We start from the raw sequence: 26753 nt of genomic DNA, 5'->3' as shown, positions 1-26753 counted from the left end.
ATGGTAAAAAGAATATTTTAGCAGAAGCAATTAAAATAAAATCCAATTCTTTGCATTAGACGTATAACCAATAAAAATTAAACTAAATATTATGGACAACGAAAAAAGTGGAAACGGTATTAAGATTATTGCAGGGATTCTTGCAGTACTTTTAGTCGTTGCTGGGGCCTTTGCAGTAAAACTGTACAACCAAGAAAAAGATACCAAAAGCCAACTTACAAAAGAAAAAAACGTTGTGCTTGCAGATCTTAAGGAGATGGTAAGTAAGTATGATGTGGTTATAGAAGAAAATAATCTCAAGGACACAGAGCTTAACGATGCTCGTGACAGAATACAAGGACTCATTGCAGATATTAATGCAAAAGATGCTACCATTGCTAGCCTTGGTAAGTATAGAGCAGAGGTTTTTAAACTACGTAACGAGCGCGATTTCTTATTTGCTCAAAATGACTCACTACGCGGTAGTAACCAGATGCTTGCGATGCGCGTAGATAGTACAACGTATGAGCTAGAGGTACAAAGAGGTGTAGGAGATTCTCTGTCACTAGAAAATCAAGCACTAGCAGAGCGTGTAACTTTAGGATCTGCACTAGCGGCAAACAAGCTTAGTGCCACTGGAGTTATAGAACGCTCTTCTGGTAAGCTTATAGAGAACTCAAATAATAGACGTGTAGATAAGTTACGTGCGTGCTATACAGTACCACAAAATCGTCTTGCCGAAGCTGGTGACCGTATGCTTTATGTACAGGTTGTAGACCCAGAAGGAAACACGCTAGGTGATAACAAGCAAGTAGCCTTTGACGGGACAGTTGTAACTTATAGCACAATCTCTAAGTTCTATTATGAGAATACAGCGCTAGATATATGTGAAAATATAGGGAAGACCACAAAAGATTTTCCAGAAGGAACTTATAATGTCTATGTATATGATAAAGGATCACTTCTTGCACAGACGTCTTTTAGTCTAAAGTAGGAGTAAACATATTGTATATTAAAAACACCGCTCTAGGATGGATATCCTAGAGCGGTGATTTTTTATTCTGCTGTAGGGTACCAGTCTAGCTGTGTAACATTTATGCTACTATCACCATTATTAACTAGTTCTTTAAATTTTGAAACGTCGCTTAGACCTTCTGTCCCTCTGTAATGATATGGAAATACGGTCTCTGGCTTAAAGTCTAATACCGCACTCGCAGCGCTCTCTACCGTCATTGTGTATGGTAAGTTCATACATACAAAAGCTATATCTATATCTGCTAGATTGCGCATTTCTGGTATGTCTTCTGTATCTCCAGATATGTATACTCGTTTATCATCTTTTTCAATTACATAGCCATTTCCTCTGCCTTTTGAGTGAAATTTAAGTGCTTCCTCTCTAAGGTTGTACATAGGGATTGCAGTGATGTCAAAACCATTTTTCATTAATGAATTATCATTACTAAGTACGGTTGTGATTTTTTGTAAATCTTCTGGAAGTTTATCTACTACTGCTTGTGGTGCAATAATCTTTGTAGATTCTGTTAGAATATCTTGTACAGTGTTTACGTTTAAGTGATCACCGTGTATATCTGTAATCAAGATAAGATCTGGCGCGTCATAAAGGTCAAAATTTTCTGGACCTCCTACAGGGTCAATATAGATAGCATTATCATCCCATTTTAAAACCATAGTAGCGTGAGATACTGGGTAAATCTCAAAGTTACTTTTCTTTGCTTTTTCCTCTTTTACAACCTCTGTAGTTGTTTTGGTTTCGTTTGATGTGTTCTCTTTACAGCTTGTAATAACTATGGTAAGAGCCGCTAATAGTATGATGTTGCGTAATTTCATTTTCGGTTATTTATGATTAATTATTTTTTCCATTTTTATGTTTGCTCGCTCGTATGATGCATTTTCTTCTACGGGAATCTCAATAAAACCCCATTTTTTATAGATATGAATAGCATTTTCTAGAATGGTGTTTGAATAGAGTATGAGTTTTGAAAGGTTTTCCGCTTTCGCGAAAGCGATACAATGCTCCATTAATTTTTGACCTATGCCTAGACCTCTAGCCTGTGGAGATACTGCCATTTTTGTAAGTTCTAATACACCGTTTATTTGTGTGGGCATAAGCGCCACCGTGCCTACAATCTCATCATTGTGCTGGGCAAAAAATATGTATCCTCCTTTATTTATAATGTGAGTTTCTGGCTTACTTAATACTTCTAAGTCATAAGGTTCTACATAAAAGTAGGTCTCTAGCCATTCTATATTAAGATGCTTGAAGGCGTCTTTATTTTTTGTGTTATAGGGTATAATGTTCACGATGATTTCTTATAAAGTCTGTAACGAGGTAAGATAATGCTTTACCTACTTGTTGATAATTTTTCTTTGTTGGAGCGGCCTCACAAATATGTAAATAACCACATTTAGTATTTCTTGCAAGCTGGCCTAAAAAATAACGCATCACCTCTAAGTTAAATCCAGAGGGCGTTTGTGCGCTACTTGAGAAATTTGCAATACTATCTACATCTATCTCAATACCCAGTGTATTGTCACTTAACTGGGAGATAGCAGTTTCAAAATTTTCTACCTGTTTACTTTCTAACAGCATATCTTCCATATCAAAAACGGAGATATGATCGCTAGTAGCTATCATATTGTAAATATACTGTGGTGTGTAGTTTTTATGTAACCCGAAGATACAATAGGTCTTGAGGTATGGGTTCTCACTTTCTAGTGCATACGTAAAGCCATTACCGCTATGTCTATACTCTGTTTTTCTTAAATCTGTATGAGCATCAAAATTGATGACATTTATCGCTTTTTGCAAAGCCGTTGCAGTACCTTTTATATTTCCGTAGGCATTATTATGACCACCTCCTATCACTATAGGTATTTTCCGTGCACTTACTATGCGGTTTACCACGGTAGCTACTTTACTATCTACTCTTGCTACAATACTACCTAGTGTTTCTGGATGCTCCTTATCTATATCGTCTATATCTGGAGATACAGCGATATGACCTAATAGTAGAATATCGTTACCATTATTAAATTGATTGTCTTGAACGTTTACTAGAGCTTTTATAAAGCTTCCCCAAGCTTTTACTGCCCCGGGCTTACCGTAATTTGCACGAATACCTATATCCTCACAAATTCCAAAAAGAACATAGGTGCAATTATTATTTACAACGTCATCTAGGCTATCACATAGTTGCAAGGTTTCTCCTAGCTTGGTCTCACCAGCTCTAAGATGTGTGAATGGTTTAATATCACTTTCTGTTGCAATGTGTAGCTGTATCATATCAATGCGTTGTTGCGTTTGAGAGCGCTTCAATACACTCTTCTCTTATAGTATAGAGTTCGTCTAGTGTGTATGGTAGGTGATCTCTTTTAATCCAGTCTGCAAGTACAGATTTGTGATAGCTCTTTTTATACTCACCTATCTGATCTGTATCTATTGTGGTTTGCATAAGTATAGAATCTGTCCACGTAAGGTTTTTAGACTGTGCAAATGTGTAATCATATATTTCATCATCATAACATAAAAACGTGTGTGCTTCTAGCATATATGGCAGGTTGTATTTATCAAGAGTCGCTCCCACACCTGGGGTGTTCTCTTCATTCATAGCATAAATAGCAAGTTCTAACTGTAAACCATAAATTGCGTGCTCATCTGTAAGCATTTTAAGGGTCGCGTGCTTAGTACTACAGGTACCTCGACCATTTGTAATAATGCTTCCAAATTCCAAAGGGTTTTCTACTCTGCCGTACGGTAGATTTTGCACTTTGCGTATCGCCTCGTAGAAGGTTTTAACTTCGTGTTCAATAAAAATGTCACTTACCGGGCTTCCCGGTACGATAGAAAAATTAGGTATAATCATAAGACTTCTCCATTTACAATTACCTTATCAATCTGGTGTTGTCCAAAGTGATAGGGAATTGCATTGTAAGAGGGTAGGGGTTTAGTAATTATTAAATTTGCTTTTTTTCCTTTTGTAATACTTCCAGTTTCTTTTGCGACATCCATTGCAAATGCACCGTTTATAGTAGCTGCAACAATTGCCTCTGCAGGGGTCATTTTAAGGTTGATGCACGCCTGTGAGACTATAAAATTCATAGAGCTGCTAGGTGATGATCCTGGATTGTAGTCTGTTGCCACAGCAAGAGATAGGCCTGCGTCTATAATCTTGCGTGCGGGTGTATATGGTATATTTAAGAAGAAAGAACAGCCTGGTAAGGCTACCGGTATCGTATTTGATGTTTTTAATGCATCTATATCTTTTTCGGTAAGTTCTTCTAGATGATCTACAGTCAGTGCTTCAAGCTCTATAGCCTTCTGTATACCACCTATACTTGTAAACTGGTTTACGTGTACCTTAGGTTTTAAGCCGTGCGCCTTTCCGGCGTTTACTATGGTATCCATTTCTGCCACCGTAAAGTATCCTGTCTCACAAAATATGTCTATAAAATCTACTAATGACTCCTTTGTAAATGCTGGTATCATCTCATTTACAATCTCATCTATATAAGCTTCTCTATTTTGTTTGTGTCGTTCTGGTATAGCGTGAGCAGCTAGTAGCGTTGCTTTTACAGGGATATCTACGGCAGTACTGAGTCTTTTGATAACGCGCAGCATCTTAAGTTCTGACGCTACTGTAAGGCCATAACCTGTTTTAATCTCTATAGCCCCAGTACCCGTTTTAATACATTGTGATAAGCGCTCTAATGCATCTTCATAAAGTTCATCTTCGCTCATTGCCTGTAACTTGCGAGCGCTGTTCAAAATTCCACCACCTCTGGCAGCAATCTCTTGATAACTCAAGCCTTTTATGCGATCTACAAACTCATCTTCACGAGTTGTAGCAAATACTAGATGCGTGTGAGAGTCACACCACATAGGTAATACTATTTGACCTGTTGCGTCTATAACTTCATCTACAGCGATGGGATGTAAATCATCCATACTACCATACTCATAAATGCGATCTTCATCTATTACGAGATACGCATTCTCAATATACGGCATAGCGCCCATCTCCTTGCCACAAAGAGGCTTATCATATTCTCCAGTTACTAAAAGCTGATATATGTTAGTAATCAATTTCATCCTTTTAAAGGTAGCAACTTTATACGACTATTGCATTAACATTTTTAAGAGAATGTCTAAAACTGTGCTAAGCCATTGGCCCAGAGTGCACTATTTTATTCTTTAATAATGAGAGAGGTGCTCTAGGTGTTTTTTGTATTTTTAGAACATTAAAAAAAGTAAAGTTATGTCAAAGTCAAACCAGGGTCTCAATACCATTTGTACTCACACGGGAGAAGTAAAAGACGAGCAGTTTCAAGGAGCTGTTTCTCCTATATTTATGTCATCTTCATATGCCTTTATGGATGTAGATGTAAAGCGCTACCCACGTTATTTTAATACACCTAACCAAGAAGGTCTAAGCAAGAAAATTGCAGCTTTAGAAAAAACTGAGGCGGGAATGATTTTTGGCAGTGGTATGGCTGCAGTGAGCACAACGTTACTTGCGTTTTTAAGAAGTGGAGATCACATTGTATTACAAGAAACTTTATACGGAGGGACTTATAACCTTGTGGTAGAGGAGTTTGATAAATATGGTATCACCTATACGTTTACAGAAGATCTTAGTGAGGCCGCTTTCGCGAAAGCGATAACCCCACAAACCAAAGTTATCTATATAGAGACCCCGTCTAACCCGCTTATGAAAGTGACAGATATGGAAATGGTCTCTGCACTAGCCAAAAAGCACGGCATTGTAACGATGATAGATAACACCTTTGCATCACCTGTAAATCAAAATCCAAAAGATTTTGGGATAGATATAATGATACACTCGGCAACAAAATATATGGGTGGTCATAGTGATATCTGTGCAGGAGCCGTTGCAGCAAGTCAAGAGCATATAGACCGTATCTGGAACCTAGGTAAAAATCTAGGAGGAAGCTTAAGTGATCTTATGGTCTGGATGCTTGAGCGTAGTATCAAGACAATGGCGCTACGTGTTAAAGCTCAAAATAGAAATGCAAAGAAGCTTGCCAAATGGCTCGATAAAAAGGAGGAAATAGATAAGGTGTATTATCCAGGTCTCAAGTCGCATCCTGACTATGCTCTTGCAAAAAAGCAAATGAGCGGTTTTGGTGGTATGATGTCCTTCGAGTTAGCACCACACATTGATGCAGAGGAGTTTCAAAAAGCGCTTAAACTCATAAAACCTTCTATGAGTCTTGCAGGTGTAGAGAGTACAATGCTCTGCCCAGCGCAAACCTCTCACTTTCTACTAGGAGAAGAAGAGCGTGCAAAACAAGGCATTGCAGATGGCTTGATACGCTTTTCTGTAGGTATAGAAGAGAAAAAAGATCTTATGGCAGATATTGACCAAGCGCTTGAAGTTGTACTTAAAAAAGCAACAGTAGTAGCAGACTAGAATTGTACGACTTATAAAATGCCATTACAGGCGTTATAACAATATATTTTATGAAATTAGACATACTAGCTATAGGAGCACATCCAGACGACGTAGAGCTGGGCTGTGGAGCAACGATAGCAAAGGAAATAGCAAACGGAAAGAAAGTAGGTATTCTTGATCTTACAAGGGGGGAGTTAGGGACAAGAGGATCTGCAGAGATACGTGATGTAGAGGCAGCAAATGCAGCAAAGATATTAGGCGTGAGCGTACGAGAAAATATCGCACTTGCAGATGGATTCTTTGTAAATGATAGAGAGAGCCAGCTCAAGATTATAGAAATCATACGTAAATATCAACCAGAAATGGTACTCTGTAATGCTATTACAGATAGGCACATAGATCACGGTAAAGGGAGTAAACTGGCCAGTGATGCTTGCTTTTTAAGCGGTCTTAAAAAAATAGAAACTATAGTAGAAGGAAAGCCTCAAGAAAAATGGCGTCCCAAAACTGTGTATCACTATATACAGTGGCAAAATATAGAACCAGATGTGGTAGTTGATGTAAGTGGCTTTATAGATAAAAAATGTGAGGCTGTGTTTGCTTACACATCACAGTTTCACGATCCAAATAATAAGGAAGGAGATACGCCTATATCTAGTAAGACTTTTAAAGATAGTATAAACTATAGAGCAAGAGATCTAGGTAGACTTATAGGGACAGAGTATGGTGAAGGTTTTACTGTAGAGCGATATGCGGCTGTAGATAGCTTATTTGATTTGATATAAGGGCTCACAACACGCAAAAGCATATAAAAACAAAAAAGCTATCCAGAGGGATAGCTTTTTTTAAGGGTGGAAGACCGGTTTCGAACCGGCGACCTCTGGTACCACAAACCAGCGCTCTAACCAGCTGAGCTACAACCACCATTTTAATTGCGAGTGCAAAGATAATTAATATTAATAGATGTACAACCTTTTATCAAAAAAAAATGGAGCATTTTTTTTGCTCCATTTTTTATAATTCTGATAATGAGTTGTTTCTGTTTTACTCTTTTTCGGCTTTATCTACTACCGGTTTTTCCTTTCTGTTTGCAAGTTCCCAAGCTGTTGCAAAAACGAGCTTTGTGCGCTTCTCAAGTAAAGGATAGTTGATCTTATCTGGAGTATCACTTATTTTATGATAATCATCGTGCGTTCCATTAAAGTAGAAGATTACTGGCACATTGTGCTTTGCAAAGTTATAGTGGTCTGAGCGGTAGTAAAATCTGTTAGGCTCATTTTCTACATTATAACGGTAGTCTAGGTTGATGTCAAAGTACTTTGCATTTACTGCAGATGAGATATTGTGTAAATCTGTACTAAGCTTATCAGAACCTATGAGGTACACATAATTGTTATCTTCTTTGTGCGCGTCATCATTGCGACCTATCATATCAATGTTAAGATCTGCAATGGTATTTGCAAGAGAGTATACTGGATTTTCTGAATAATATCTTGATCCATAAAGACCTTTTTCTTCACCTGTAACGTGTAAAAATAAGATAGAGCGTTTAGGTCCCTTGCCATCTTTAACAGCTTGTTTAAAAGCCTCTGCAATCTCAAGTAAAGCTACTGTTCCAGAGCCATCATCGTCTGCACCGTTATATACATTTCCTTTTGCGTCCATACCTACGTGATCAAGGTGTGCAGAGAGCACAAGAACCTCTTCTGGCTTTTCTGATCCTTTTATAAAAGCTAGAACGTTTTCAGAATCATTAAGTCCGCTTCCTTTTCTAAAAAATGTATTTGGTACAATTTGATAGTAATCACCATTATTACCTGGTTGTACGTTTAGCTCTTTGTAATAGTTTACAAGGTATGCTGCTGCCTTTTTTTGACCTGGGTCTCCTGTGTTACGCCCTTCAAATTCATCACTGGCATACACATAGAGCATTTCTTTGAGTTCTCCTTCGGTGATTGTGTTTGTGTACTTACGCACGTCTGTCTCGTCACTTTCTAAAGCGGTAACATCTATAATAACAGGACCTTCTGGTTGTGCTGGAGTAACTACTTTTTTTGATTCATTACAAGATAGTGCAACAAGGCTTAGTCCTAAAAGCGCAAAATATTTTTTCATTCATTTTATTTTAAGATTGCTAAAAGTACAGAATTCAACCGAATAAAATAGGAGAGTGCTGTAAAGCCTGTTAGTACGCTTTCGCGAAAGCGTAAAGAAACTGCATAAAAAATGCCACTCTAGTTAAGAGTAGCATTATGGTATTACTTTATGAGATGTAAGTCTCTTAGTTGTTAAGCATTACTGGCATTACAAGCATTGTTACTTGCTCACCTTCATCAAGACCATCTACTGGAGTTAAGATACCTGCTCTATTAGGAAGTGACATCTCTAGAGAAACATCATTTGCATTCATATTATTAAGCATCTCTGTTAAGAATCTTGAGTTAAAACCTATTTGCATATCATCACCTTGGTAATCACAAGTAAGTCTCTCTTCTGCCTTGTTGCTGTAATCTATATCTTCGGCAGAGATGTTAAGTTCTGCTCCAGCAATTTTAAGACGTATCTGGTGTGTTGTTTTATTTGAGAAAATAGATACACGACGCACAGAGTTTAAAAACTGGTTGCGGTCTATCGTAAGTCTATTTGGGTTCTCCTTAGGTATTACGGCCTCATAGTTAGGGTATTTACCATCTATAAGTCTACATACAAGCTCTACGTTATCAAAAGTAAATTTTGCATTGCTCTCGTTGTACTCTACAGATATCTCATCGTCAGACGTAGAGAGGATTCCTTTAAGTAAATTAAGTGGCTTTTTAGGCATAATAAACTCTGCTGCCTGTGATGCTACAACATCTGTACGACCATACTTTACAAGCTTATGAGCATCTGTTGCTACAAAGGTTAAACCATCTGTTGCAAACTGAAAGAAAACGCCGCTCATCACTGGGCGTAAATCGTCATTACCTGTCGCAAATATGGTATTGCTTATAGCCGTAGCAAGCACGCTTCCAGGTATTTTTACCACACTAGGATCTTCTAGTGATACGGCATTAGGAAACTCTGCACCATCTGCATATGCTAGTGCATATTTACCGTGGTTAGAGCTTATCTCTATAGTGTTGTTTTCGTGCTGAGTAAAAGTTAGGGGTTGCTCAGGAAATGTTTTAAGCGTGTCTAGTAACAAACGCGCTGGTAATGCAATAGCTCCATTATCACTAGACTCTACATCAAGTTTTGAAGTCATTGTAGTTTCTAAATCTGATGCCGAAACCGTAAGGGCGTTACCATCAAGTTCAAAAAGAAAATTATCCAGTATAGGTAATGTGTTGCTATTATTAATCACCCCTCCCAACACTTGTAGTTGTTTGAGAAGGTAAGAGCTAGAGACTATAAATTTCATAGTATTATTAGGTTTTGCTATGCAAGAAAATTGAATATAAAGTGATGCAATAAATTACCTGCACACTACTTACAAATATATTTGAAATGCGACGGCTTTAGAAATTAACTTATCAACATCTAGCGGGCGTAACGGCGCTTTCTTATTGCGTTATATATGACGCCAAAAATAAGTAGTATAACAAGCGGAAGCCCAATGGTCAAGACTTGCCACGTGGTGATCTCTTTTGAAACCTTCTGGGTGTCTATAAATGGAAGGGCAATTTCTTTACTTCTTATGTTAATAAGACCATTATCATCGAGCAGGTAATTAACCGCATTAAGCAAAAACTCTTTGTTACCATAGCTGGTTCTTGTGTAGTAGTCAAAGCCTAATTCTAGTGGCTGCCCGCGGCTATCTAGTTCGTTCGCTATAATGTCACCATCAGATATGAGTATGAGTTTTGAGGCGTTTGTTGCGCTTTCGCGAAAGCGTTCTTTATCACTTCCATCTGGTAACACACGATTTGTAAATGCCGAAGAAAATGCACCTTCTACTAAAACAGCTAGTGGTTGTTGTCCTGCTTGAAAATCTGCCTCCTGAGGCTCTATATCTACTTGTGCAAGTGCAATTTCTCTAGGAGTTGCTTCTAGCTTTGTATAGATACTAGATTGTAATAACACTGTTTTTGAGAGTTCATTATTAGACTCAAGAAGTTCTATAGGGTTTGCGTAGTTAAAGCGTACCGGTTTTTCAATATTAGTATTTATAGGGTGGGTGTTAAGGCTAGGTACCTGTGGTCTGTATAACCACGGTAGTTGTATGTATTGTGACTCACTTCCTTCTCCAGATGCTACACTTAGCGGGGCAGAGTAGAGGTCTACCACTAGTGAGGGATTAATGCGTACACCATACTTAAAGAGTTGATCGTCTAGATTGAGATCTCTAGGAAATGCAACTGTTTTACCTGCATCATTACGCAGACTATCATCTTCTATTGCCACAGCATCGAGCATCCAGAGGCTGTTACCTCCGTTTATAATATATTGATCTATCACATATTTTTGTTGCTCTGTAAATGCCTTTGTAGGCTTTGCGATAACTACGAGGTCAAAGGTGTTTTGTAAGGCTTTTAGTGCTTTTTCTGGGTCTTGGTTTGCCACCTCCATTGGGAAGGGTGCAATATTATAAGTATCGCCCAGCTTACGGAACATATCTGCAATTTTTGCATCTGGTAACTCACCATTATCTCGTAGTACTGCTATGCGCTTAGTCTTTGCATTTAAAGAGATGTTAAGCCCCTCTGCAAAGGCATACTCAAGAGTTTGAATTGAGGCATAAACCAGCTGTTCTGGTGACGATCCTACCACATTTTTTACTAAAGAAACAGGAACGGCTTTACCATTAAAATTAATAGTAGCCCACGGGAAAATAGTTTGTGTAGTCTCCTTACCGTCTTGTTTTACTTTAAGCGGGATAGTGGTCATTCCAAACTCGTTAAACTGCCCTGCTACTTGAGTGGTCGTTTCGCCAGGCTCTACAGGGTTTGAAAACTCAAAGTAAATATTAGGATTGTGAGCCTGCATTTCTTCAAGAAGGTAGCGCGTCTCGTTCTGAAGCTTTTTAAATTCTGCAGGAAAGTCTCCTTCAAGAAAAACATCTATGATAAGCGGACTTTTAATTTGGTCTAATAATTCTTTTGTAGGCTTGCTTATGGTATACCTGCCATCTTGAGTTAGGTCATAACGTTTATGTGCAAATGAACCAGCATAATTTATAAGTAGTAACCCTACAAACAAGAGTAGCGGTTGCGCTATGTTAGAGATTTTTTTCACGTAAGTGTGTTGATTTTTTTGCAATCTCCATACCGTGAGTATGATAAAAAACGCAGTTACACTTACAAAGTATATAAGGTCTCTCGTGTCTATGACTCCTCTACTTATACTTTCATAATGTGATTTAATACTTAAGCTTGATAAGAAGGTTGTAGTACCCTCTAGGCTGCTGTAGGCTGCAATACCTTCAATTCCAAAATAGAGAAAAAAGCAAAGCCCTACTGATGCAATAAAGGCAACAATTTGATTACTAGTACAGGTAGATATAAATATTCCTAATGCCGTATAGATACTAGCAAGCAGTATAAGTCCAGCATATGACCCTATGGTTACACCAACGTCGAGATTACCTACGGGGTTACCTAGCATATATATAGCGAGCACATACATTAACGTAGGTATAATAGCAATAAGTATGAGGCTGTAAGCACCCAGATATTTACCTAGCGTAAGTTGTAATGTAGTAATGGGTTTTGTGAGTAATAGTTCTAAGGTTCCTGCTTTTTTTTCTTCACTAAAACTGCGCATAGTTACCGCAGGTATAAGGAAAGTAAACATCCACGGGGCGATAAGAAAAAATGGAGCAAGGTCTGCAAAGCCTGAGTTAGGAATATTAAATTCTCCTTCAAAAACCCATAAAAATAATCCTGTGACCACTAGAAATAACCCTACGACTAGGTAGCCTATAGGTGAGGAGAAAAATGTGGTGATTTCCTTTTTTAATATTGCGTACAATGGGTTACTTTTTTTGAGTAAAACTACAGTAGATTTTTTAATTTTTGAAATACATTTTAATCTGAGTATGTAGATTGAGGAGGTCCATCTATTGGGATTTTTGCCCCTAGATAGGTAGGCTCTTTACTTATGCCTAACTCTAAGTATGCTTTTACATTTGCTAGAAGTTCTCTGCGTTTATTAGCATTCTCACGCTGGTAGATATGTTTATCTCCTATAAAGCCGTAATAGTCAAGACCTAATCTATTTGCGATAAAAAGTGCTCGAGGTAGGTGAAATTTTTGAGTTACTACAATAGCTTCCTTTACATTAAAAACAGAGCTTGCTCGATACATACTATCATAGGTGTCAAAACCTGCATAATCTAAAAATATATCTTCTTCTGGCACACCTTGGTTAATAAGGTACTGTTGCATAGCCTTAGGCTCATTATAAGATTTTGTACCATTATCTCCAGAGAGTAAAAATCTTGATACTTTACCCGCGCGATAGAGCGAGAGCGCGCTCGACACTCTATCTTCTAGCATAGTAGATAGATCTCCGTTAGATCGCACACTAGCACCTAGAACAATAACTGTATAAGCTTGAGGCACCTCGGCAATGTTATTGTAAGTTTGATTTTTAGTACTGGATTTAACGTGGCCAGAGAGTATAAATATCCCACAAGCAAGCAGTGCCAAAAAAGCAAAGAGTAGAATGGTTATTTTCTTAATAATTTTTCTCACTAGGCCTTATCAATAATAGTAATAGGTTTCTTGTCATCATTTATAGCGACAAAGGTAAACTTACCTGCAACAGCTAGCTCGCGATCATAGCTATACATATCTTCCTTGTAAATCTCAACGCGTACTACACAGCTTGTATTGCCCACAGTTTCTACCTGAGCAATAAGTTCTACGATGGTGCCCTCTGGAATGGCCTTTGTAAAATCTATCTTATCTGTAGATATAGTAACAACCTTCTTACGGCTAAAACGTGTTGCACATATAAAAGCAGCCTCATCCATCATATGTAATGCGGTACCCCCAAAGAGGGTGTCATAATGATTAGTCGTATTAGGGAAAACCGCTTTAAAGATGCGTGTCTCACTTTCTTTAATACGTTGTTGTACTGTAAGCATAGGTAGATGTGACTAAGTAATTCTTACTGCATAACATACTAGATATGCAGCCTTGTGTCTGTATCTTTGCAAGGTCTAAAAACAGAACAAATGCTACAAGTAATAGAAGCTTTAAAATGGAGGTATGCGACTAAAAAGTTTGATAACAAGCGTATGCTCTCTACCGCTCAAATAGATATTTTAAAAAATGCCTTTAATCTTACGGCCACAAGTTTTGGCTTACAGCCCGTGCGACTTGTAATTATAAGTGATAAACAGCAGCAAGAGGCTTTAGTACCTGTAACAATGAACCAGCAACAGGTGGTAGATGCCTCTCACATACTTGTATTTTGTATAGAAAAAAACGTAGATGGCACCTATGTAGAAGATTACTTTAATAACGTCAAGGCCACACGCAACACACCAGACGAGGTTCTAAAACCTTTTAAAGATTATCTATTAGACCATTTTAAAAACGTAAGTGTTGCAGATAATCATCTCTGGGCGACAAAGCAAGCCTACCTCGCTATGGGTAATTTACTTACTGTTTGTGCGCTAGAAGAGATAGACGCCTGCCCTATGGAAGGCTTTTCTCCAGAAGGTTACAGCAAGGCGCTTGACCTAGATAAACACGGCATACAGCCAGTACTGGTTATGCCAGTAGGGTATAGAGCAGAAGATGATATGTTTTCTTCCTTAAAGAAGGTGAGAAAACCTATTGCAAATGCAGTTTTAGAATTATAGTATGTTTTGTAAATTGTAGGCGATTACAATATTGTGGCAAGATTGTTGTTTATTTCTAGAAGTTTTTAAATTTGCAACAGCCCTAAAACAACTATAATGAAAAAACTCATCGTCTTTTTACTACTCATTTCGGCAGCGACTATGCAAGCGCAGCAGGCAAAATGGTACACAGATTTTGATAAAGCAAAAAAAGTAGCACAGCGTCAAGGTAAGCCTATCTTAATGTATTTTACAGGTAGTGACTGGTGCGGCCCGTGCAAGATGCTTAAAAAAGATCTTTGGGAAACAGATAAATTTATCCAGCAGGCAGACGACTTTGTGCTACTAGAGATAGATATTCCTTTTAGAGAAGATATCATCACACCAGAGCAGAAAAAGAAAAATATGAAGCTGCAAGACAAGTATAATAGAGACAAATCTTTCCCTACCGTACTACTACTAGATGCAAACGGAAGAAGAAAAGACGAGGTGTCTGGATACAGTATGCTACGAGACACAGCACCGTACTACGCGTTTTTTGATAAAGCACGTCGCTTATAATAACGGTTCAAAAGAAATTATTTTAAAAGCGTTCAAGTAATTGGGCGCTTTTTTTTTACGCTTTCGCGAAAGCGTAATAACAACCCATCAACTCTTCCATAGTAATTTGAGACGAAGGTATCTGTAAAGGTGATATCTTCTTATCTTTGACCCACTCTAAAATAACATATGTCAAAAGTAGTTTTAATCACCGGTGCCTCTTCTGGTATAGGGCAAGCCATCGCACAGTTTTTAGTAAATCATTCATACACCGTCTATGGTACAAGCCGTAATCCTAAAAATAGCACTGAGCAAGGCGTGCATATGCTAGCCCTGGATGTAACAAAGCCAGAAACCATAACGGCAGCCGTAGCCACACTTCTCAAAGCCGAAGGTAAAATAGACTACCTTATAAATAATGCAGGTATGGGCATAACCGGACCTCTTGAAGAAACTCCAAATACTGAGACGAGACGTGTTTTTGAAACAAATTACTTTGGCGCACTTGAAGTTATTAAAGCAGTATTACCTACTATGCGAGCACAGCGCTCTGGTATGGTTATAAATATTACATCTATAGCTGGATATATGGGGTTACCGTATCGCGGTATTTACTCAGCGACAAAAGGTGCGCTAGGTATCACTACAGAGGCATACCGTATGGAACTTAAAGAGTTTAATGTGAAGATGACTACCGTAGCACCAGGAGATTTTGCAACCAATATTGCTGCGGGTAGATATCACGCTCCCGTACTAGATAACTCACCTTATAAAGATAATTATAAGAACACGCTAGCTCTTATGGATGAGCACGTAGATAAAGGAATGGACACCGCTATTATGGCAAAAGTCATAAAACGCGTTATGGAATCAAAAAATCCAAAAGTGCATTATCGAGTTGGGTTCTTTATGCAACGTTTTAGTATAGCACTTAAGCGTATGCTGCCAGATACTTGGTATGAAAAACTGTTGCTCAACCATTACGGCCTGTAGTTAACAAACAATTAATCCTTGTAAGGGAAACGACTTATCACTTTTAGCTACATTTGTGTATAATCAACAAAAGAAAAACCTATGAAATTTTTTATAGACACCGCAAACTTAGACCAGATTAGAGAAGCGCAAGACCTTGGTGTTCTTGACGGGGTAACTACAAACCCATCACTTATGGCAAAAGAAGGTATCACAGGCCGTGAGAATATCTTACAGCACTATAAGGATATATGTGCTATTGCTACAGGAGATGTGAGTGCAGAGGTAATCTCTACTACTTATGACGAGATGATTAAGGAAGGGGAGGAGCTCGCTGCATTACACGAGCAAATTGTCGTAAAGGTGCCTATGATCAAGGATGGTATTAAGGCTATAAAATATTTTTCTGATAAAGGTATACGTACTAACTGTACACTCGTATTTTCTTGCGGGCAAGCATTACTTGCTGCAAAGGCTGGTGCAACATATGTATCTCCATTTATAGGAAGACTAGATGATATCTCTACAGATGGACTTAATCTTATAGCGGAGATACGTCACATATATGATAACTATATGTTTGATACACAAATTCTAGCTGCCTCAGTAAGGCATACAATGCACGTAATAGATTGTGCAAAAATAGGGGCAGATGTTATGACAGGTCCTTTATCTTCTATAGAGGGATTATTAAGACACCCACTTACAGATAGTGGTCTTGCTAAGTTTCTAGCAGACTATGAGAAGGGTAACAAGTAAGCCTAATCAAATATTAATCACATATAAAAAAGCCTCCTTAATTAGGGAGGCTTTTTTATATGTGATTAATATGTGGTCTATTGATTTAAATAGGCAAGAAGCTCATTCTCAAACTTTGGACTGTGTATGTTTGCGTGGCTATTAAGAATAACTCCTTTTCTATCTAGCACTATTGTCTTGTTAATATCATTGAGTACAAGTTGCTTTCTTCCTAAAACGGGCTTTGCAAGTTGATATTCCATAAGAGAATTATAATTCTTATTGTCTAGATGACGTAACCATTTGTCTTGTTCCTTGTTGACATTAATCGCAATAAAATTAAACTCAGGATATTTTTTTTGAAGGTCTTGAGCCTTTATATGAGAATTGTTCATATGTGACTTTCTTAAATAAGACCAGAAGTATAGTACCGTAGGTTTTGTAATGCGACTAGACAGCGTGCTCATTGCTAGGTTTGTGTCTACAATAAGAACATCTGGTATGACATTACCGGCCTCCATACTTTTATTATTTGCATAAAGGGCATCTATATCTGCTATTGTTTCCTGTGAAGAAGATACTGCTTTAATCTCATCAAACAAGGTTACCACTTCTTGAGAATTATTGCTGTTTGCAATAAAAATACGTGCCATCTGGTAGAGTAAACGTTCTTTAAGTGGCTCATTACTTACAATACTATCTATAACCGCAATCTGGTGGTGATTGTGTACGTAAGACATACGGTCGTAATTTGATGAGTCACCATACCTTAAAAAGCTTAGATGATTTATATACGAGCCCAGATATCTTCTAAAACCGTATAACTCATCAAGGTTTGGATTATTTATATCGACGCTTTCGCGAAAGCGGTAAAAGTCTCCAGGTAACGTTTCAATAAAATTCAGTTTGTCCTTGCCATAATGAGCAAAGGGGTAAAGCTCCTTGCGCTGAAAATTGTCCATTTTAGAAACCGCCTTAGCAATATCTATAAAATCTTCAGAGTAGGTAGCTTCTGGATTGTTCAAAAATGTATTGAGTTCTTCTTGATGTATAATAGACATTGAGTCTAATGTCTTTTGAAAATTCTCTGGATTTTTTTGATATTTTCTTTTAAAGTTTTTGTTTTCAGACTCCCAGTGAAGGTACATATCTATGAGGAATGAACTCTTCTCTGAACCATAACCAGAAAAGCTTAAAGACTCATCAAACTCTTTTGTGTTTACACGCAACAAGATGCTGTCTCCTTCTTCAATATGAACAATCTGGTGTTCTCCGTGCTCAAAGCGGTAAAGGCCGCTTTCAAAATTCTCCAGTTTGTATAAAAATCTATTACGTCTGTCTAGGGGTATACTGTCTGTGACTTTCTCACCTTTACGTAAAAGTACATAGCTCTGTACAGGGTTGATAATCTCACCACCTATATATGTTCCGTCTGCCTTGTCTTTGTCTTCAGAGATACAACTGGTTGTAAATACTACAAGTAATGAGAGAAGAGCGATGTGATATTTCATATAGGGTATTAATTTATGCTTTAAAGGTAAGCATAGCGCATTGTTCTCAAAAATAAGTTTAACGGTGTGTTTAAGTTGTTAAAGCCACGTTAAAAGCATTTTACTATTCTAATGTTTAAAATTTCTTTAATTATAGGTATTTTTGCAGGCTCTAAACAGACAATTTTATGTTATCAGTTTCTAATCTTTCGGTTCAATTTGGTAAACGCGTTTTATTTGACGAGGTAAACACCTCGTTTCTTAATGGCAATTGCTATGGTATTATAGGTGCAAATGGTGCAGGAAAGTCTACGTTCCTTAAAATATTAACGGGACAGCAAGACCCTACCTCTGGTCACGTTCATCTAGAGCCAGGTAAACGTATGTCTGTACTTGAGCAAAATCATTATGCTTATGATGAGTTTGCCGTACTTGAGACTGTGGTAATGGGTAATAAGCCATTATATAAAATCAAATCTGAGATTGATGCATTATATGCAGACTATTCTGATGAGAATGCAGACCGTATAGGAGAGCTTCAAGTGCAGTTTGAAGAGATGAATGGATGGAATGCAGATAGTGACGCAGCTACAATGCTATCTAACCTTGGTATAAAGGAGGAGCTTCACCACACATCTATGGCAGATCTAGATGGTAAGCAGCGAGTACGTGTCTTAATTGCACAGGCACTTTTTGGTAATCCAGATGTGCTTATTATGGATGAGCCTACAAACGACCTGGATTATGAAACGATTGCTTGGTTAGAAAATTTCCTGGCAAACTATGAGAATTGTGTGATTGTAGTATCTCACGACCGTCACTTTCTTGATGCAGTTTGTACACACATATCAGATATAGATCACGGTAAGATTACTCACTATAGTGGTAACTATACCTTCTGGTATGAGTCATCTCAACTTGCAGCGAGACAACGAGCACAGCAAAACAAAAAAGCCGAAGAGAAGAAAAAAGAGTTACAAGAGTTTATCGCTAGATTCTCTGCAAACGTTGCAAAATCTAAGCAAGCTACATCTCGTAAAAAGATGATAGATAAACTTAATATAGAAGAAATTAAGCCATCTAGCCGTCGATACCCGGGTATTATATTTGACAGAGATCGTGAGGCTGGAGATCAGATTTTTAATTGTGCTGGTCTTACTGCAAGTCTAGATGGAGATACACTATTTAAGGGCGTAGATATAAACTTAAATAAAGGAGATAAAGCAGTATTATTCTCTCGTGATAGTCGTGCTACTACAGCATTTTACGAGATTATAAATGGTAATCAAACTGCAGATAGCGGTAGCTTTGATTTTGGAGTAACAACAACACAATCTTACCTGCCACTAGATAACTCATCATACTTTCAAGATGGGACTCTTAACCTTGTAGACTGGCTGCGCCAGTATGCACAAACAGAAGAGGAGAGAGAAGAGGTTTTCTTAAGAGGTTTCTTAGGTAAAATGATTTTTTCTGGCGAAGAAGCTCTTAAAAAATCTGATGTTTTATCTGGGGGAGAAAAAGTGCGCTGTATGATTTCAAAAATGATGATGAAGCGTGCAAATATCTTAATGGTAGATGAACCTACAAACCACTTAGACCTTGAGTCTATTACAGCGTTTAACAATGCGCTTAAAAACTTTAAGGGTACAGTAATGCTCACAACACACGATCACGAGTTTGCAAGCACAGTAGGTAACCGTGTAATAGAGCTTACTCCTAAAGGAGTTATAGATCGCTTTATGAACTTTGATGAGTATATGAGTGATAAGAGCATCAGAGAGCAGCGTATGGCGATGTACGAGTAGGCTACTCTCTTACTTTTTATTAGTGAAGTAAGAGATGAGCATATAAATACAGAATATACTTAACGCACCGCTTATTATAATGCGAAGCATAGGTAACTCTTCACCTTTTAATAAAGGTGACAAACGCCATAAGGAGTATAATAAGAAGAGTACATAAAAGATAAGACGGCCAGGAGATACTCCTGGCTTTTTCTTTTCTGTAGTATTTCTAGTGATTGTCTTTATGGGTGTACTTTGCGATTCTTCTTGTGAGAGTGAGTTGAGCTCATCATCTGTGAGGGCATTTGTTTTAAAATCTTCTAGTGTGGCTGCTACAATATGCTTAGCTTTTACAAGGTGTTCCTTGTCAACCAGTAATCTAGATTGATCTGGAGAGCCTAGCGCATAGCCGGCTAGCTTTGCACTCTCATTATCATCTCTTAGTATACTAGGGATTCCTTTTTCTTCTAGAATGATCTGTAAACGCTTTGTCTCAATGGCAGACCCAGTGTGGATCTTCTCATAACGGGAATCTGGTAGTATACTCATATAGTTATCTTGTTTTATCGTAAGTGCTATTCCATATCGCTTTATTGAAATTTTTACCTAATGCAAAGGCATAAAATAATACAATAGCTCCTATAGACTTAAACATAAAGAAAAAGACCATAACATCTTGACTTAAATCTTGATTCTTTGTAAAAAGACCGTCTGGTATAAGCATAGTAGCGACTAGACTTATTAAAAGTGTGGTTACAATTAGATTTTCAAAAGATTTAAACGACCAGGCCCACTGCTTTCTAAAGGGGTTAAGATCATTTCCCCATTTATGTATGAGGTAGTAATATCCATTACCCATAGGAGCAAAAAGTAAAGGGTCATCTGCTTTTTCTAGTACAAACATTTTTGACGGTGCTATGATTTTAAAACCATCTAGTTCTGTATTGTGCGTGTTTTCAAGATATTTAATATTGTCTAGCGCTTGCTGTGGATATTTCCCTTTAAAGTACTTTGTATCTAGAAAGCGAAGTCTGTAATCTATACAAATCTTCTCTATTTGTTTAATATGGAAGATATTTTCGGTTGCTAGTAAGTCTATATTAAACTCATTGTAACCTGAGCCTGAAGGGCTATTAAGGGTTTTTATGATTCCGCTTTCGCGAATGCGGTCTTGTGTAAAAATAGCTTCTACTTGAGCCAGAATATCTTGCTCTTGCTCACTCTTGCTGCGCTCACGTAATAATTTATCGTGAATGTTTGTTCTGGTTAATAGCATCTCTTTTTTTCTACTAAATATACAATACAAAAGCCGCAATGTCAATGCACTGGTCGTACTGCACAAAATTATTGAAACTATTAAACAAATGTGTTAAGGTTTCAAGAGCAATACACAGTGTTTATTTAAATAGTAGATGTCGAAATTCTATATCATAAAAAAAGTCCCAAATTCTATTAAGAATTTGGGACTTGAAGTAATTTGTAAAGTGATTATCTAAGTGTTGCTCCTAGTTCTTTTTCAAAACGTTGTTGCAGTTTGTTCATCACTTTGTCAATATTCTTATCTGTAAGTGTTTTGTTTTCATCTTGTAATAAGAAACTCACAGCATAACTTTTCTTTCCTTCTGGCAAGTTTTTACCCTCGTATACATCAAAAAGGTTTACGTCTTTGAGAAGTTTCTTTTCCGTTTGTTTTGCAATGGTTTCAATCTCTTCAAATTGGATTTTTGTATCTAGTAACAGAGCAAAGTCACGTCTTACGGCAGGGTATTTTGGTATTTCCTTAAACACTACTTTGTTGCGAGCTGCAATCTCTAAGACCGCATCCCAGTTAAAGTCTGCAAAGTATACGTCTTGAGAAATGTCAAATTTCTTTAAAACATTTTTCTTTACAATACCGTAGGTTACCACGTCTTGTTTTCCAAGAGATAAACCTACCGCTTCAGAAAATAAATCATTCTTAACACTAGCACTACGTAGTCGAGCTATATTTAACTTTCCAAGTAACGCTGTTACGACTCCTTTTAAGTAAAAGAAGTTAGTAGGTGCGCTTGTATTTGCCCAAGACTCATCTGTACGATTACCTGTTACAAATAAGGCAAGGTGCTTATCTTCTTTGCGCTCACCAGGGTAGTTGTGATACGTTTTTCCAAACTCAAAAAGCTTGAGATCACTACGGCGACGATTTATATTATACGAGATAGCCTCAAGTCCAGAAAACAGCATAGACTGTCTCATGACGCTAAGCTCTTTACCTAGCGGGTTAAGCATCTCTACATTATATGCCTCTTTAAGATTTTCTGAAAGAGCGGTATAAGCTGGAGTGGTAAGGCTATTTGCCATCATCTCATAGAAGCCTTGTGCCGCGAGTTGATTACCCACTACATCACTTACTCTGTGATCATCAAATTTTGAGGTAGATGATACCGTAGCATTAAGCTTGTTGCCAAAAGAGATGTTGTTATAACCGTATACTCGTAGTATCTCTTCTATAACATCTGCCTCTCTAGTTACATCATTTCTAAAAGCTGGTATGGTCATACCTATCCCACTTTCTGTCACATTATTAATTTTAATATCTAGTGACATTAATATTTCTTTAATCACCTCACGAGGTAATTCTTGACCTATAAGCTTTGTAGTATTATCAAAGTTTAAGAACACCTGCTGGTCTTCTATCTTTTTAGGGTAGATATCTACTATCTCGCTTGTAATCTCTCCACCGGCAATCTCCATAATAAGTATGGCAGCTCTTGTAAGTGCATACTCAGTAATATTAGGGTCTATACCTCTCTCAAAACGAAAAGATGCGTCTGTATTAAGCCCGTGGCGCTTTGCTGTTTTACGTACAGCTACAGGGTTAAAGTAAGCGCTTTCTAAAAAGATGGCATTCGTATTTTCTGAAACACCACTATGTAAACCGCCAAAAACTCCAGCAATACACATAGGCTTCTCTGCATCACAGATCATAAGATCATCTTCGTGTAGTTCACGTTCTACACCGTCTAGTGTCGTAAACTTTGTTCCAGCTTCTAGTGTGCGTACTTCAATCTTTTCTCCAGTGATTTTACTAAGGTCAAAGGCGTGTAGCGGTTGCCCTAGCTCGTGAAGTACATAATTAGTCGCATCTACAATATTATTAATAGGCGAGAGGCCTATAGCTTTAAGTCTGTGTTGTAACCACTCTGGCGAGTCTTCTACTTTAAGACCGCTTATCACAACTCCCGCGTAGCGTGGTGCTTTTTCTGAGTCTAGTACATCTACATCTATTTTGTGTACACGCTTTTCTATTTTAAAAGAAGAGGTAGATGGGGTAATAAGCCCTTTGTTTATCTCTTTCTGTAACAATCCAGCTTTAAGATCACGGGCAACACCCCAGTGACTCATAGCATCTGCACGGTTAGGCGTAAGGCCTATTTCAAAAACTTGATCATTTTCTATTTCAAAAACTTGAGCAGCTGGTGTTCCTGGTACAAGTGCCTCGTCTAGTATCATAATACCGTCGTGACTCTTACCTAGGCCTAGCTCATCTTCTGCACAGATCATACCGTGAGATTCCTCACCACGTATTTTTCCTTTCTTAATTTTCCACGCTTCACCTTCTTCTGTGTATAGCGTAGTGCCTATAGTTGCGACTGGTACTTTTTGACCTGCAGCTACATTTGGCGCGCCACACACTATCTGTACAGGAGCCTCAGCACCTATGTCTACCGTAGTTACTTTAAGCTTGTCTGCATTGCTGTGTTGCTCGCAGGTAAGCACGTGACCTATTACAATCCCTTCTAGACCGCCTTTTACACTTTGGTATGTGTCTATACCTTCTATCTCTAGACCTAGGTCTGTTAGGAGTTCGCCAGTTTTTTCGGCATCCCAATCTATATCAATAAACTGCTTTAACCAGTTGTAAGAAATTTTCATAAAAATGGAGCTTTTTGAAGTAGGCAAATATAGGATAAGTAAGCAAGTAGGCAAAGGAGAAGAGGTAGTATCTGTGTAGTTTTTTACGCTTTCGCGAAAGCGTATATATTCCCATTTTACTACTTATAATCGCATATTTTGTACTTAACTTAATAAAGTGATTGTCACGTCTTTTTTAAAGTTGTTGTTACTGAGTTGAAAGGTAATCGCTTGACTGAAAATGAGGTAGGGATTTACTAGAATGTGTGGTAGGATATATTGGTGTGTGCCTAAAAACAGTATGCCAGAGTGCTGTGAGGACTAAGCTACTGTATATAAGTGTCTAGCAGCTTGTAACTATTATCGCTGTTTCTTGAGAAGGTACCGTAAAGGGTTTCAAATTCATTTAGTGTAGGTTCAAGCTGCTCGCATACGGTATTGCAATCTATAGCTATATCATTAAGTAGTGCATAATTACTACTGCTGTCTGATGTGATAAAAGTATCTTGTACATCGCTGTATTGAGTAAGCAATCTTAGGTCAAAAGTTTCTGTTGTAGACCCTTCAGATTGCTCAATAATCCTTAAAAAGTCATACTCTGTGCTACCTGCATCTGCAGGCGGGTTTGGAACTGAATATTTTGCCACAGCTATCGTATAATTTGTGCCTAATTCTGGTGTGAAGCCATTTACGCCTCCGTAAATTATAAAAAAGTCTTCTTCGTCTTCAGGACGCACTAGATTAAAGAGTCCGTTGTCTAGAGCAGTAGCGGTAATTTTGTAATGCTTATACTCTAGTGTAGTATTATTTATAAAAATACGATTGTCTTCTTCTGTGTTAACGCTGTCATCTGTAGAGCAGCTTGCCAGTAATATTGCGATTATTGTGTAAAGTGTAAGGGTGAATCTAATGTTCATAAGGATGTCTTTTAATTAAGATGAAGTGATGAGCATAAGGTTGCGCTACAGTATGTTAAGCGATTGTTATGTTTGAATACTTAAGAGATATAACTCCAGATATTTTTAAACTTCATCATCTGGGCATACATAAAGCGTATGATCTGGTTTTCTTCTTTCTCAAACTTAGGATCGTCTTTTACCAGTTGCCAGGCGTAGCTCCTGGCTACCTTTAGAATGTCATTGTCACGTATAATATCTGCTATTTTAAGGTTGAGCGCGCCACTTTGCTGGGTTCCTGTAATGTCGCCCGGGCCTCGTAGCTTGAGATCTACCTCTGCTATTTCAAAGCCATCATTAGTGCGTGTCATTGTCTCTAGGCGCACTTTGCTATCGCTAGAGAGTTTGTGGCTGGTCATAAGGATGCAATAGCTTTGCTCTGCACCTCGACCTACACGACCACGCAGCTGGTGTAACTGGCTTAACCCAAAACGCTCTGCACTCTCAATAATCATCACAGAAGCGTTAGGAACATTTACGCCAACTTCTATTACGGTTGTGGCGACCATAATTTGAGTTTCACCTTTTATAAAGCGATTCATTTCAATCTCTTTATCGTCTGGTTTCATCTTTCCGTGTACGATAGAAATCTGATATTCTGGCATCGGAAATTCACGAGAAATACTCTCGTAGCCATCCATCAAATCTTTGTAATCCATCGCCTCAGATTCTTGTATTAATGGGTACACAATATAGACCTGTCTACCTAGGGCAATTTCATCCCTAATAAACTTAAAAACTTTGAGTCTATTTGCGTCATATCTATGTACCGTTTTTATGGCTTTTCTGCCCGGTGGTAACTCATCAATTACACTCACATCTAGATCACCATAAACGGTCATCGCAAGGGTGCGGGGGATAGGGGTGGCGGTCATCACAAGTACGTGTGGCGGGTACTCATTTTTGTGCCATAACTTGCTGCGTTGCTTTACCCCAAAACGGTGTTGCTCATCTATCACTGCGAGCCCAAGATTCTTAAATTTTACCTTGTCTTCTAGTAGAGCGTGTGTACCTATAAGGATGTCTAGCTCACCATTTTCTAGCTGCTCGTGTATGATTTTACGCTCTAAAGTTTTAGTTGAACCTTGAAGTAATGAAATACTGGTATTCAGTTCTTTACATAATTCTAATAATCCTTGATAGTGTTGCACTGCCAGGATGGCAGTAGGCGCCATTAAACAAGCCTGAAAACCGTTGTCAAGTGCCATTAACATTGACATAAGCGCTACTATGGTCTTCCCAGAACCCACATCTCCCTGTAAAAGCCTGTTCATTTGTGCATTTGTACCTAGGTCGTGACGTATTTCTTTAAGAACACGTTTTTGTGCACCGGTCAACTCAAAGGGTAAATGGTCATTATAAAACTCTGTAAAAATGGGACCAACTTTCTCAAAGGGATACCCCTTTATTTTAGTCTTATGGTTTACATTTTTAAAGGCAAGTTGTAGCTGGATATAAAAAAATTCTTCAAATTTTAATCGGTATTGAGCACGTGCAAGATGCTCTTGAGATTGCGGAAAATGAACGTTTAAAAGTGCCTCTCTTTTTGGCATTAATTTGAGCTCTGTAACGAGGGGTTTTGAGAGGCTCTCAAAGAGGTGATTTTTTGCCTCCATAAAGAGGGTTTGCATCACTCCATTTACCACCTTATTTGTGATGCCACGATTAGATAATTTTTCGGTAGATGGGTACACGGGTTGCATTGCAGATCGTATACTTTTTTCGTGCTCAGAAAGCAGTTCCATCTCTGGATGTGGCATCGAGAATTTACCGTTGTAATAATTACATTTTCCAAAAATTACATAAGGCGTATTCATCTTGATACCCTCCTTGATCCATTTATGACCTCTAAACCATACTAACTCCATCTGTCCACCATCATCTCTAAAGGTTGCCACAAGCCTGCGACCTTTACCTTCTATCATCTTCATACTGGTAAACTTCCCTATAATCTGCACCTCTGCATTGCTACGCTCAAGCTCGCTTATTTTATAATAGCGCGTTTTATCAATATACCTGTGCGGGAAAAGATGCATTAGGTCCTGAAAGGTGTGTATACCCAGCTCAGACCGCAATAAGTCTGCTCTGTTAGGACCTACGCCTTTAAGGTAATCTATGGGAGTTTGTAAAAATGTGGGATTCATTAAAAGTAAAAATAAGTCTTTAACTCAAATTTTCGAATGCCTGTATAA

General features: G+C 38.0%; 24 protein-coding genes and 1 tRNA gene. 8 read left to right on the top strand and 17 right to left on the bottom strand.

Going from position 1 to position 26753, the window contains the following annotated elements; translation table 11 throughout:
* Nucleotides 1-91 precede the first annotated feature (91 nt).
* Nucleotides 92-973, top strand: coding sequence for a hypothetical protein (locus tag MED134_RS03185; protein WP_021778809.1), 882 nt, complete (start codon nucleotides 92-94; stop codon nucleotides 971-973).
* Nucleotides 974-1035: 62 nt separating this feature from the next.
* On the opposite strand, the gene MED134_RS03180 is transcribed toward MED134_RS03185, so the two are convergent.
* Genes MED134_RS03180 through hutI form a run of 5 tightly spaced genes read right to left on the bottom strand, consistent with a single transcriptional unit; the run spans nucleotide 1036 to nucleotide 5089 of the window.
* Nucleotides 1036-1827 carry an MBL fold metallo-hydrolase gene (locus MED134_RS03180; protein ID WP_021778810.1) on the bottom strand — a complete coding sequence of 264 codons (792 nt, stop codon included), beginning with the start codon at nucleotides 1825-1827 and terminating at the stop codon, nucleotides 1036-1038.
* A 6-nt stretch (nucleotides 1828-1833) separates the two neighbouring features.
* Nucleotides 1834-2301: a GNAT family N-acetyltransferase gene (locus tag MED134_RS03175; RefSeq protein ID WP_021778811.1), complete on the bottom strand. Its 468-nt coding sequence runs from the start codon at nucleotides 2299-2301 to the stop codon at nucleotides 1834-1836.
* Nucleotides 2282-3283, bottom strand: coding sequence for a formimidoylglutamase (locus MED134_RS03170; RefSeq protein WP_021778812.1), 1002 nt, complete (start codon nucleotides 3281-3283; stop codon nucleotides 2282-2284). Before MED134_RS03170 ends, MED134_RS03175 begins: the two co-directional genes overlap by 20 nt.
* A gap of 1 nt (nucleotide 3284) precedes the next feature.
* The gene (locus MED134_RS03165; RefSeq protein WP_021778813.1) at nucleotides 3285-3863 is read right to left on the bottom strand and encodes a hypothetical protein; all 579 of its coding nucleotides are present in this window, start codon (nucleotides 3861-3863) and stop codon (nucleotides 3285-3287) included.
* The gene (gene hutI, locus MED134_RS03160; RefSeq protein WP_021778814.1) at nucleotides 3860-5089 is read right to left on the bottom strand and encodes an imidazolonepropionase; all 1230 of its coding nucleotides are present in this window, start codon (nucleotides 5087-5089) and stop codon (nucleotides 3860-3862) included. Before hutI ends, MED134_RS03165 begins: the two co-directional genes overlap by 4 nt.
* Before the next feature lie 166 nt (nucleotides 5090-5255).
* Here hutI and MED134_RS03155 point away from each other — a divergent pair, with 166 nt between their 5' ends.
* Nucleotides 5256-6431 carry a trans-sulfuration enzyme family protein gene (locus tag MED134_RS03155; RefSeq protein ID WP_021778815.1) on the top strand — a complete coding sequence of 392 codons (1176 nt, stop codon included), beginning with the start codon at nucleotides 5256-5258 and terminating at the stop codon, nucleotides 6429-6431.
* A gap of 50 nt (nucleotides 6432-6481) precedes the next feature.
* Nucleotides 6482-7198, top strand: a complete 717-nt coding sequence (gene bshB1, locus MED134_RS03150) for a bacillithiol biosynthesis deacetylase BshB1 (RefSeq protein ID WP_021778816.1) — start codon at nucleotides 6482-6484, stop codon at nucleotides 7196-7198.
* Between the two features lie 64 nt (nucleotides 7199-7262).
* Here bshB1 and MED134_RS03145 read toward each other — a convergent pair.
* The 6 genes from MED134_RS03145 to MED134_RS03120 all read right to left on the bottom strand — a co-directional run bounded on the left by MED134_RS03145 (nucleotide 7263) and on the right by MED134_RS03120 (nucleotide 13482).
* A tRNA-His gene (locus MED134_RS03145) sits at nucleotides 7263-7338 on the bottom strand.
* 119 nt (nucleotides 7339-7457) lie between these two features.
* Entirely contained in the window at nucleotides 7458-8528 is a 1071-nt protein-coding gene (locus tag MED134_RS03140; protein WP_021778817.1) for a M28 family metallopeptidase, read from the bottom strand.
* Nucleotides 8529-8694: 166 nt separating this feature from the next.
* Nucleotides 8695-9813, bottom strand: a complete 1119-nt coding sequence (gene dnaN / locus MED134_RS03135; RefSeq protein WP_021778818.1) for a DNA polymerase III subunit beta — start codon at nucleotides 9811-9813, stop codon at nucleotides 8695-8697.
* 119 nt (nucleotides 9814-9932) lie between these two features.
* Nucleotides 9933-12362 carry a gliding motility-associated ABC transporter substrate-binding protein GldG gene (gene gldG / locus MED134_RS03130; protein ID WP_038596981.1) on the bottom strand — a complete coding sequence of 810 codons (2430 nt, stop codon included), beginning with the start codon at nucleotides 12360-12362 and terminating at the stop codon, nucleotides 9933-9935.
* A 56-nt stretch (nucleotides 12363-12418) separates the two neighbouring features.
* Nucleotides 12419-13087: a vancomycin high temperature exclusion protein gene (locus MED134_RS03125; protein WP_021778820.1), complete on the bottom strand. Its 669-nt coding sequence runs from the start codon at nucleotides 13085-13087 to the stop codon at nucleotides 12419-12421.
* On the bottom strand, nucleotides 13087-13482 hold the full coding sequence (locus MED134_RS03120; RefSeq protein WP_021778821.1) for an acyl-CoA thioesterase: 396 nt from the start codon (nucleotides 13480-13482) through the stop codon (nucleotides 13087-13089). The genes MED134_RS03125 and MED134_RS03120 overlap by 1 nt, the downstream gene beginning before the upstream one ends.
* A 90-nt stretch (nucleotides 13483-13572) precedes the next feature.
* Here MED134_RS03120 and MED134_RS03115 point away from each other — a divergent pair, with 90 nt between their 5' ends.
* From MED134_RS03115 to fsa, 4 genes are all read left to right on the top strand, one after another.
* Nucleotides 13573-14205 (top strand): NAD(P)H-dependent oxidoreductase, encoded by a 633-nt coding sequence (locus MED134_RS03115; RefSeq protein WP_038596977.1) that lies wholly within the window; start codon nucleotides 13573-13575, stop codon nucleotides 14203-14205.
* Nucleotides 14206-14301: 96 nt separating this feature from the next.
* Nucleotides 14302-14745: a thioredoxin family protein gene (locus MED134_RS03110; RefSeq protein WP_021778823.1), complete on the top strand. Its 444-nt coding sequence runs from the start codon at nucleotides 14302-14304 to the stop codon at nucleotides 14743-14745.
* A gap of 168 nt (nucleotides 14746-14913) precedes the next feature.
* A complete protein-coding gene (locus MED134_RS03105) occupies nucleotides 14914-15717 on the top strand; it encodes an SDR family oxidoreductase (RefSeq protein ID WP_021778824.1) in 804 nt (267 codons plus the stop codon).
* A gap of 81 nt (nucleotides 15718-15798) precedes the next feature.
* Nucleotides 15799-16455 (top strand): fructose-6-phosphate aldolase, encoded by a 657-nt coding sequence (fsa, locus tag MED134_RS03100; RefSeq protein ID WP_021778825.1) that lies wholly within the window; start codon nucleotides 15799-15801, stop codon nucleotides 16453-16455.
* A gap of 77 nt (nucleotides 16456-16532) precedes the next feature.
* On the opposite strand, the gene MED134_RS03095 is transcribed toward fsa, so the two are convergent.
* A complete protein-coding gene (locus tag MED134_RS03095) occupies nucleotides 16533-17945 on the bottom strand; it encodes a TlpA family protein disulfide reductase (protein WP_021778826.1) in 1413 nt (470 codons plus the stop codon).
* 167 nt (nucleotides 17946-18112) lie between these two features.
* On the opposite strand from MED134_RS03095, the gene MED134_RS03090 reads away from it, so the two are divergent.
* On the top strand, nucleotides 18113-19732 hold the full coding sequence (locus tag MED134_RS03090) for an ABC-F family ATP-binding cassette domain-containing protein (RefSeq protein ID WP_021778827.1): 1620 nt from the start codon (nucleotides 18113-18115) through the stop codon (nucleotides 19730-19732).
* A gap of 9 nt (nucleotides 19733-19741) precedes the next feature.
* Here MED134_RS03090 and MED134_RS03085 read toward each other — a convergent pair whose 3' ends face one another.
* The 5 genes from MED134_RS03085 to recG form a co-directional block, all read right to left on the bottom strand.
* A complete protein-coding gene (locus tag MED134_RS03085) occupies nucleotides 19742-20260 on the bottom strand; it encodes a putative signal transducing protein (RefSeq protein WP_021778828.1) in 519 nt (172 codons plus the stop codon).
* A 4-nt stretch (nucleotides 20261-20264) separates the two neighbouring features.
* A complete protein-coding gene (locus tag MED134_RS03080; RefSeq protein ID WP_021778829.1) occupies nucleotides 20265-20987 on the bottom strand; it encodes a hypothetical protein in 723 nt (240 codons plus the stop codon).
* A gap of 212 nt (nucleotides 20988-21199) precedes the next feature.
* The gene (pheT, locus tag MED134_RS03075) at nucleotides 21200-23626 is read right to left on the bottom strand and encodes a phenylalanine--tRNA ligase subunit beta (RefSeq protein WP_021778830.1); all 2427 of its coding nucleotides are present in this window, start codon (nucleotides 23624-23626) and stop codon (nucleotides 21200-21202) included.
* 305 nt (nucleotides 23627-23931) lie between these two features.
* Nucleotides 23932-24522: a DUF4377 domain-containing protein gene (locus MED134_RS14650; protein ID WP_021778832.1), complete on the bottom strand. Its 591-nt coding sequence runs from the start codon at nucleotides 24520-24522 to the stop codon at nucleotides 23932-23934.
* An 80-nt stretch (nucleotides 24523-24602) separates the two neighbouring features.
* On the bottom strand, nucleotides 24603-26705 hold the full coding sequence (recG, locus tag MED134_RS03065) for an ATP-dependent DNA helicase RecG (RefSeq protein ID WP_021778833.1): 2103 nt from the start codon (nucleotides 26703-26705) through the stop codon (nucleotides 24603-24605).
* Between the last annotated feature and the right edge of the window lie 48 nt (nucleotides 26706-26753).

The organism is Dokdonia sp. MED134, from assembly GCF_000152925.2.
Taxonomy (GTDB): domain Bacteria; phylum Bacteroidota; class Bacteroidia; order Flavobacteriales; family Flavobacteriaceae; genus Dokdonia.
The sequence above is the reverse complement of the archived record's forward strand: the minus strand, read 5'-3'. Positions and strand labels throughout refer to the sequence as shown.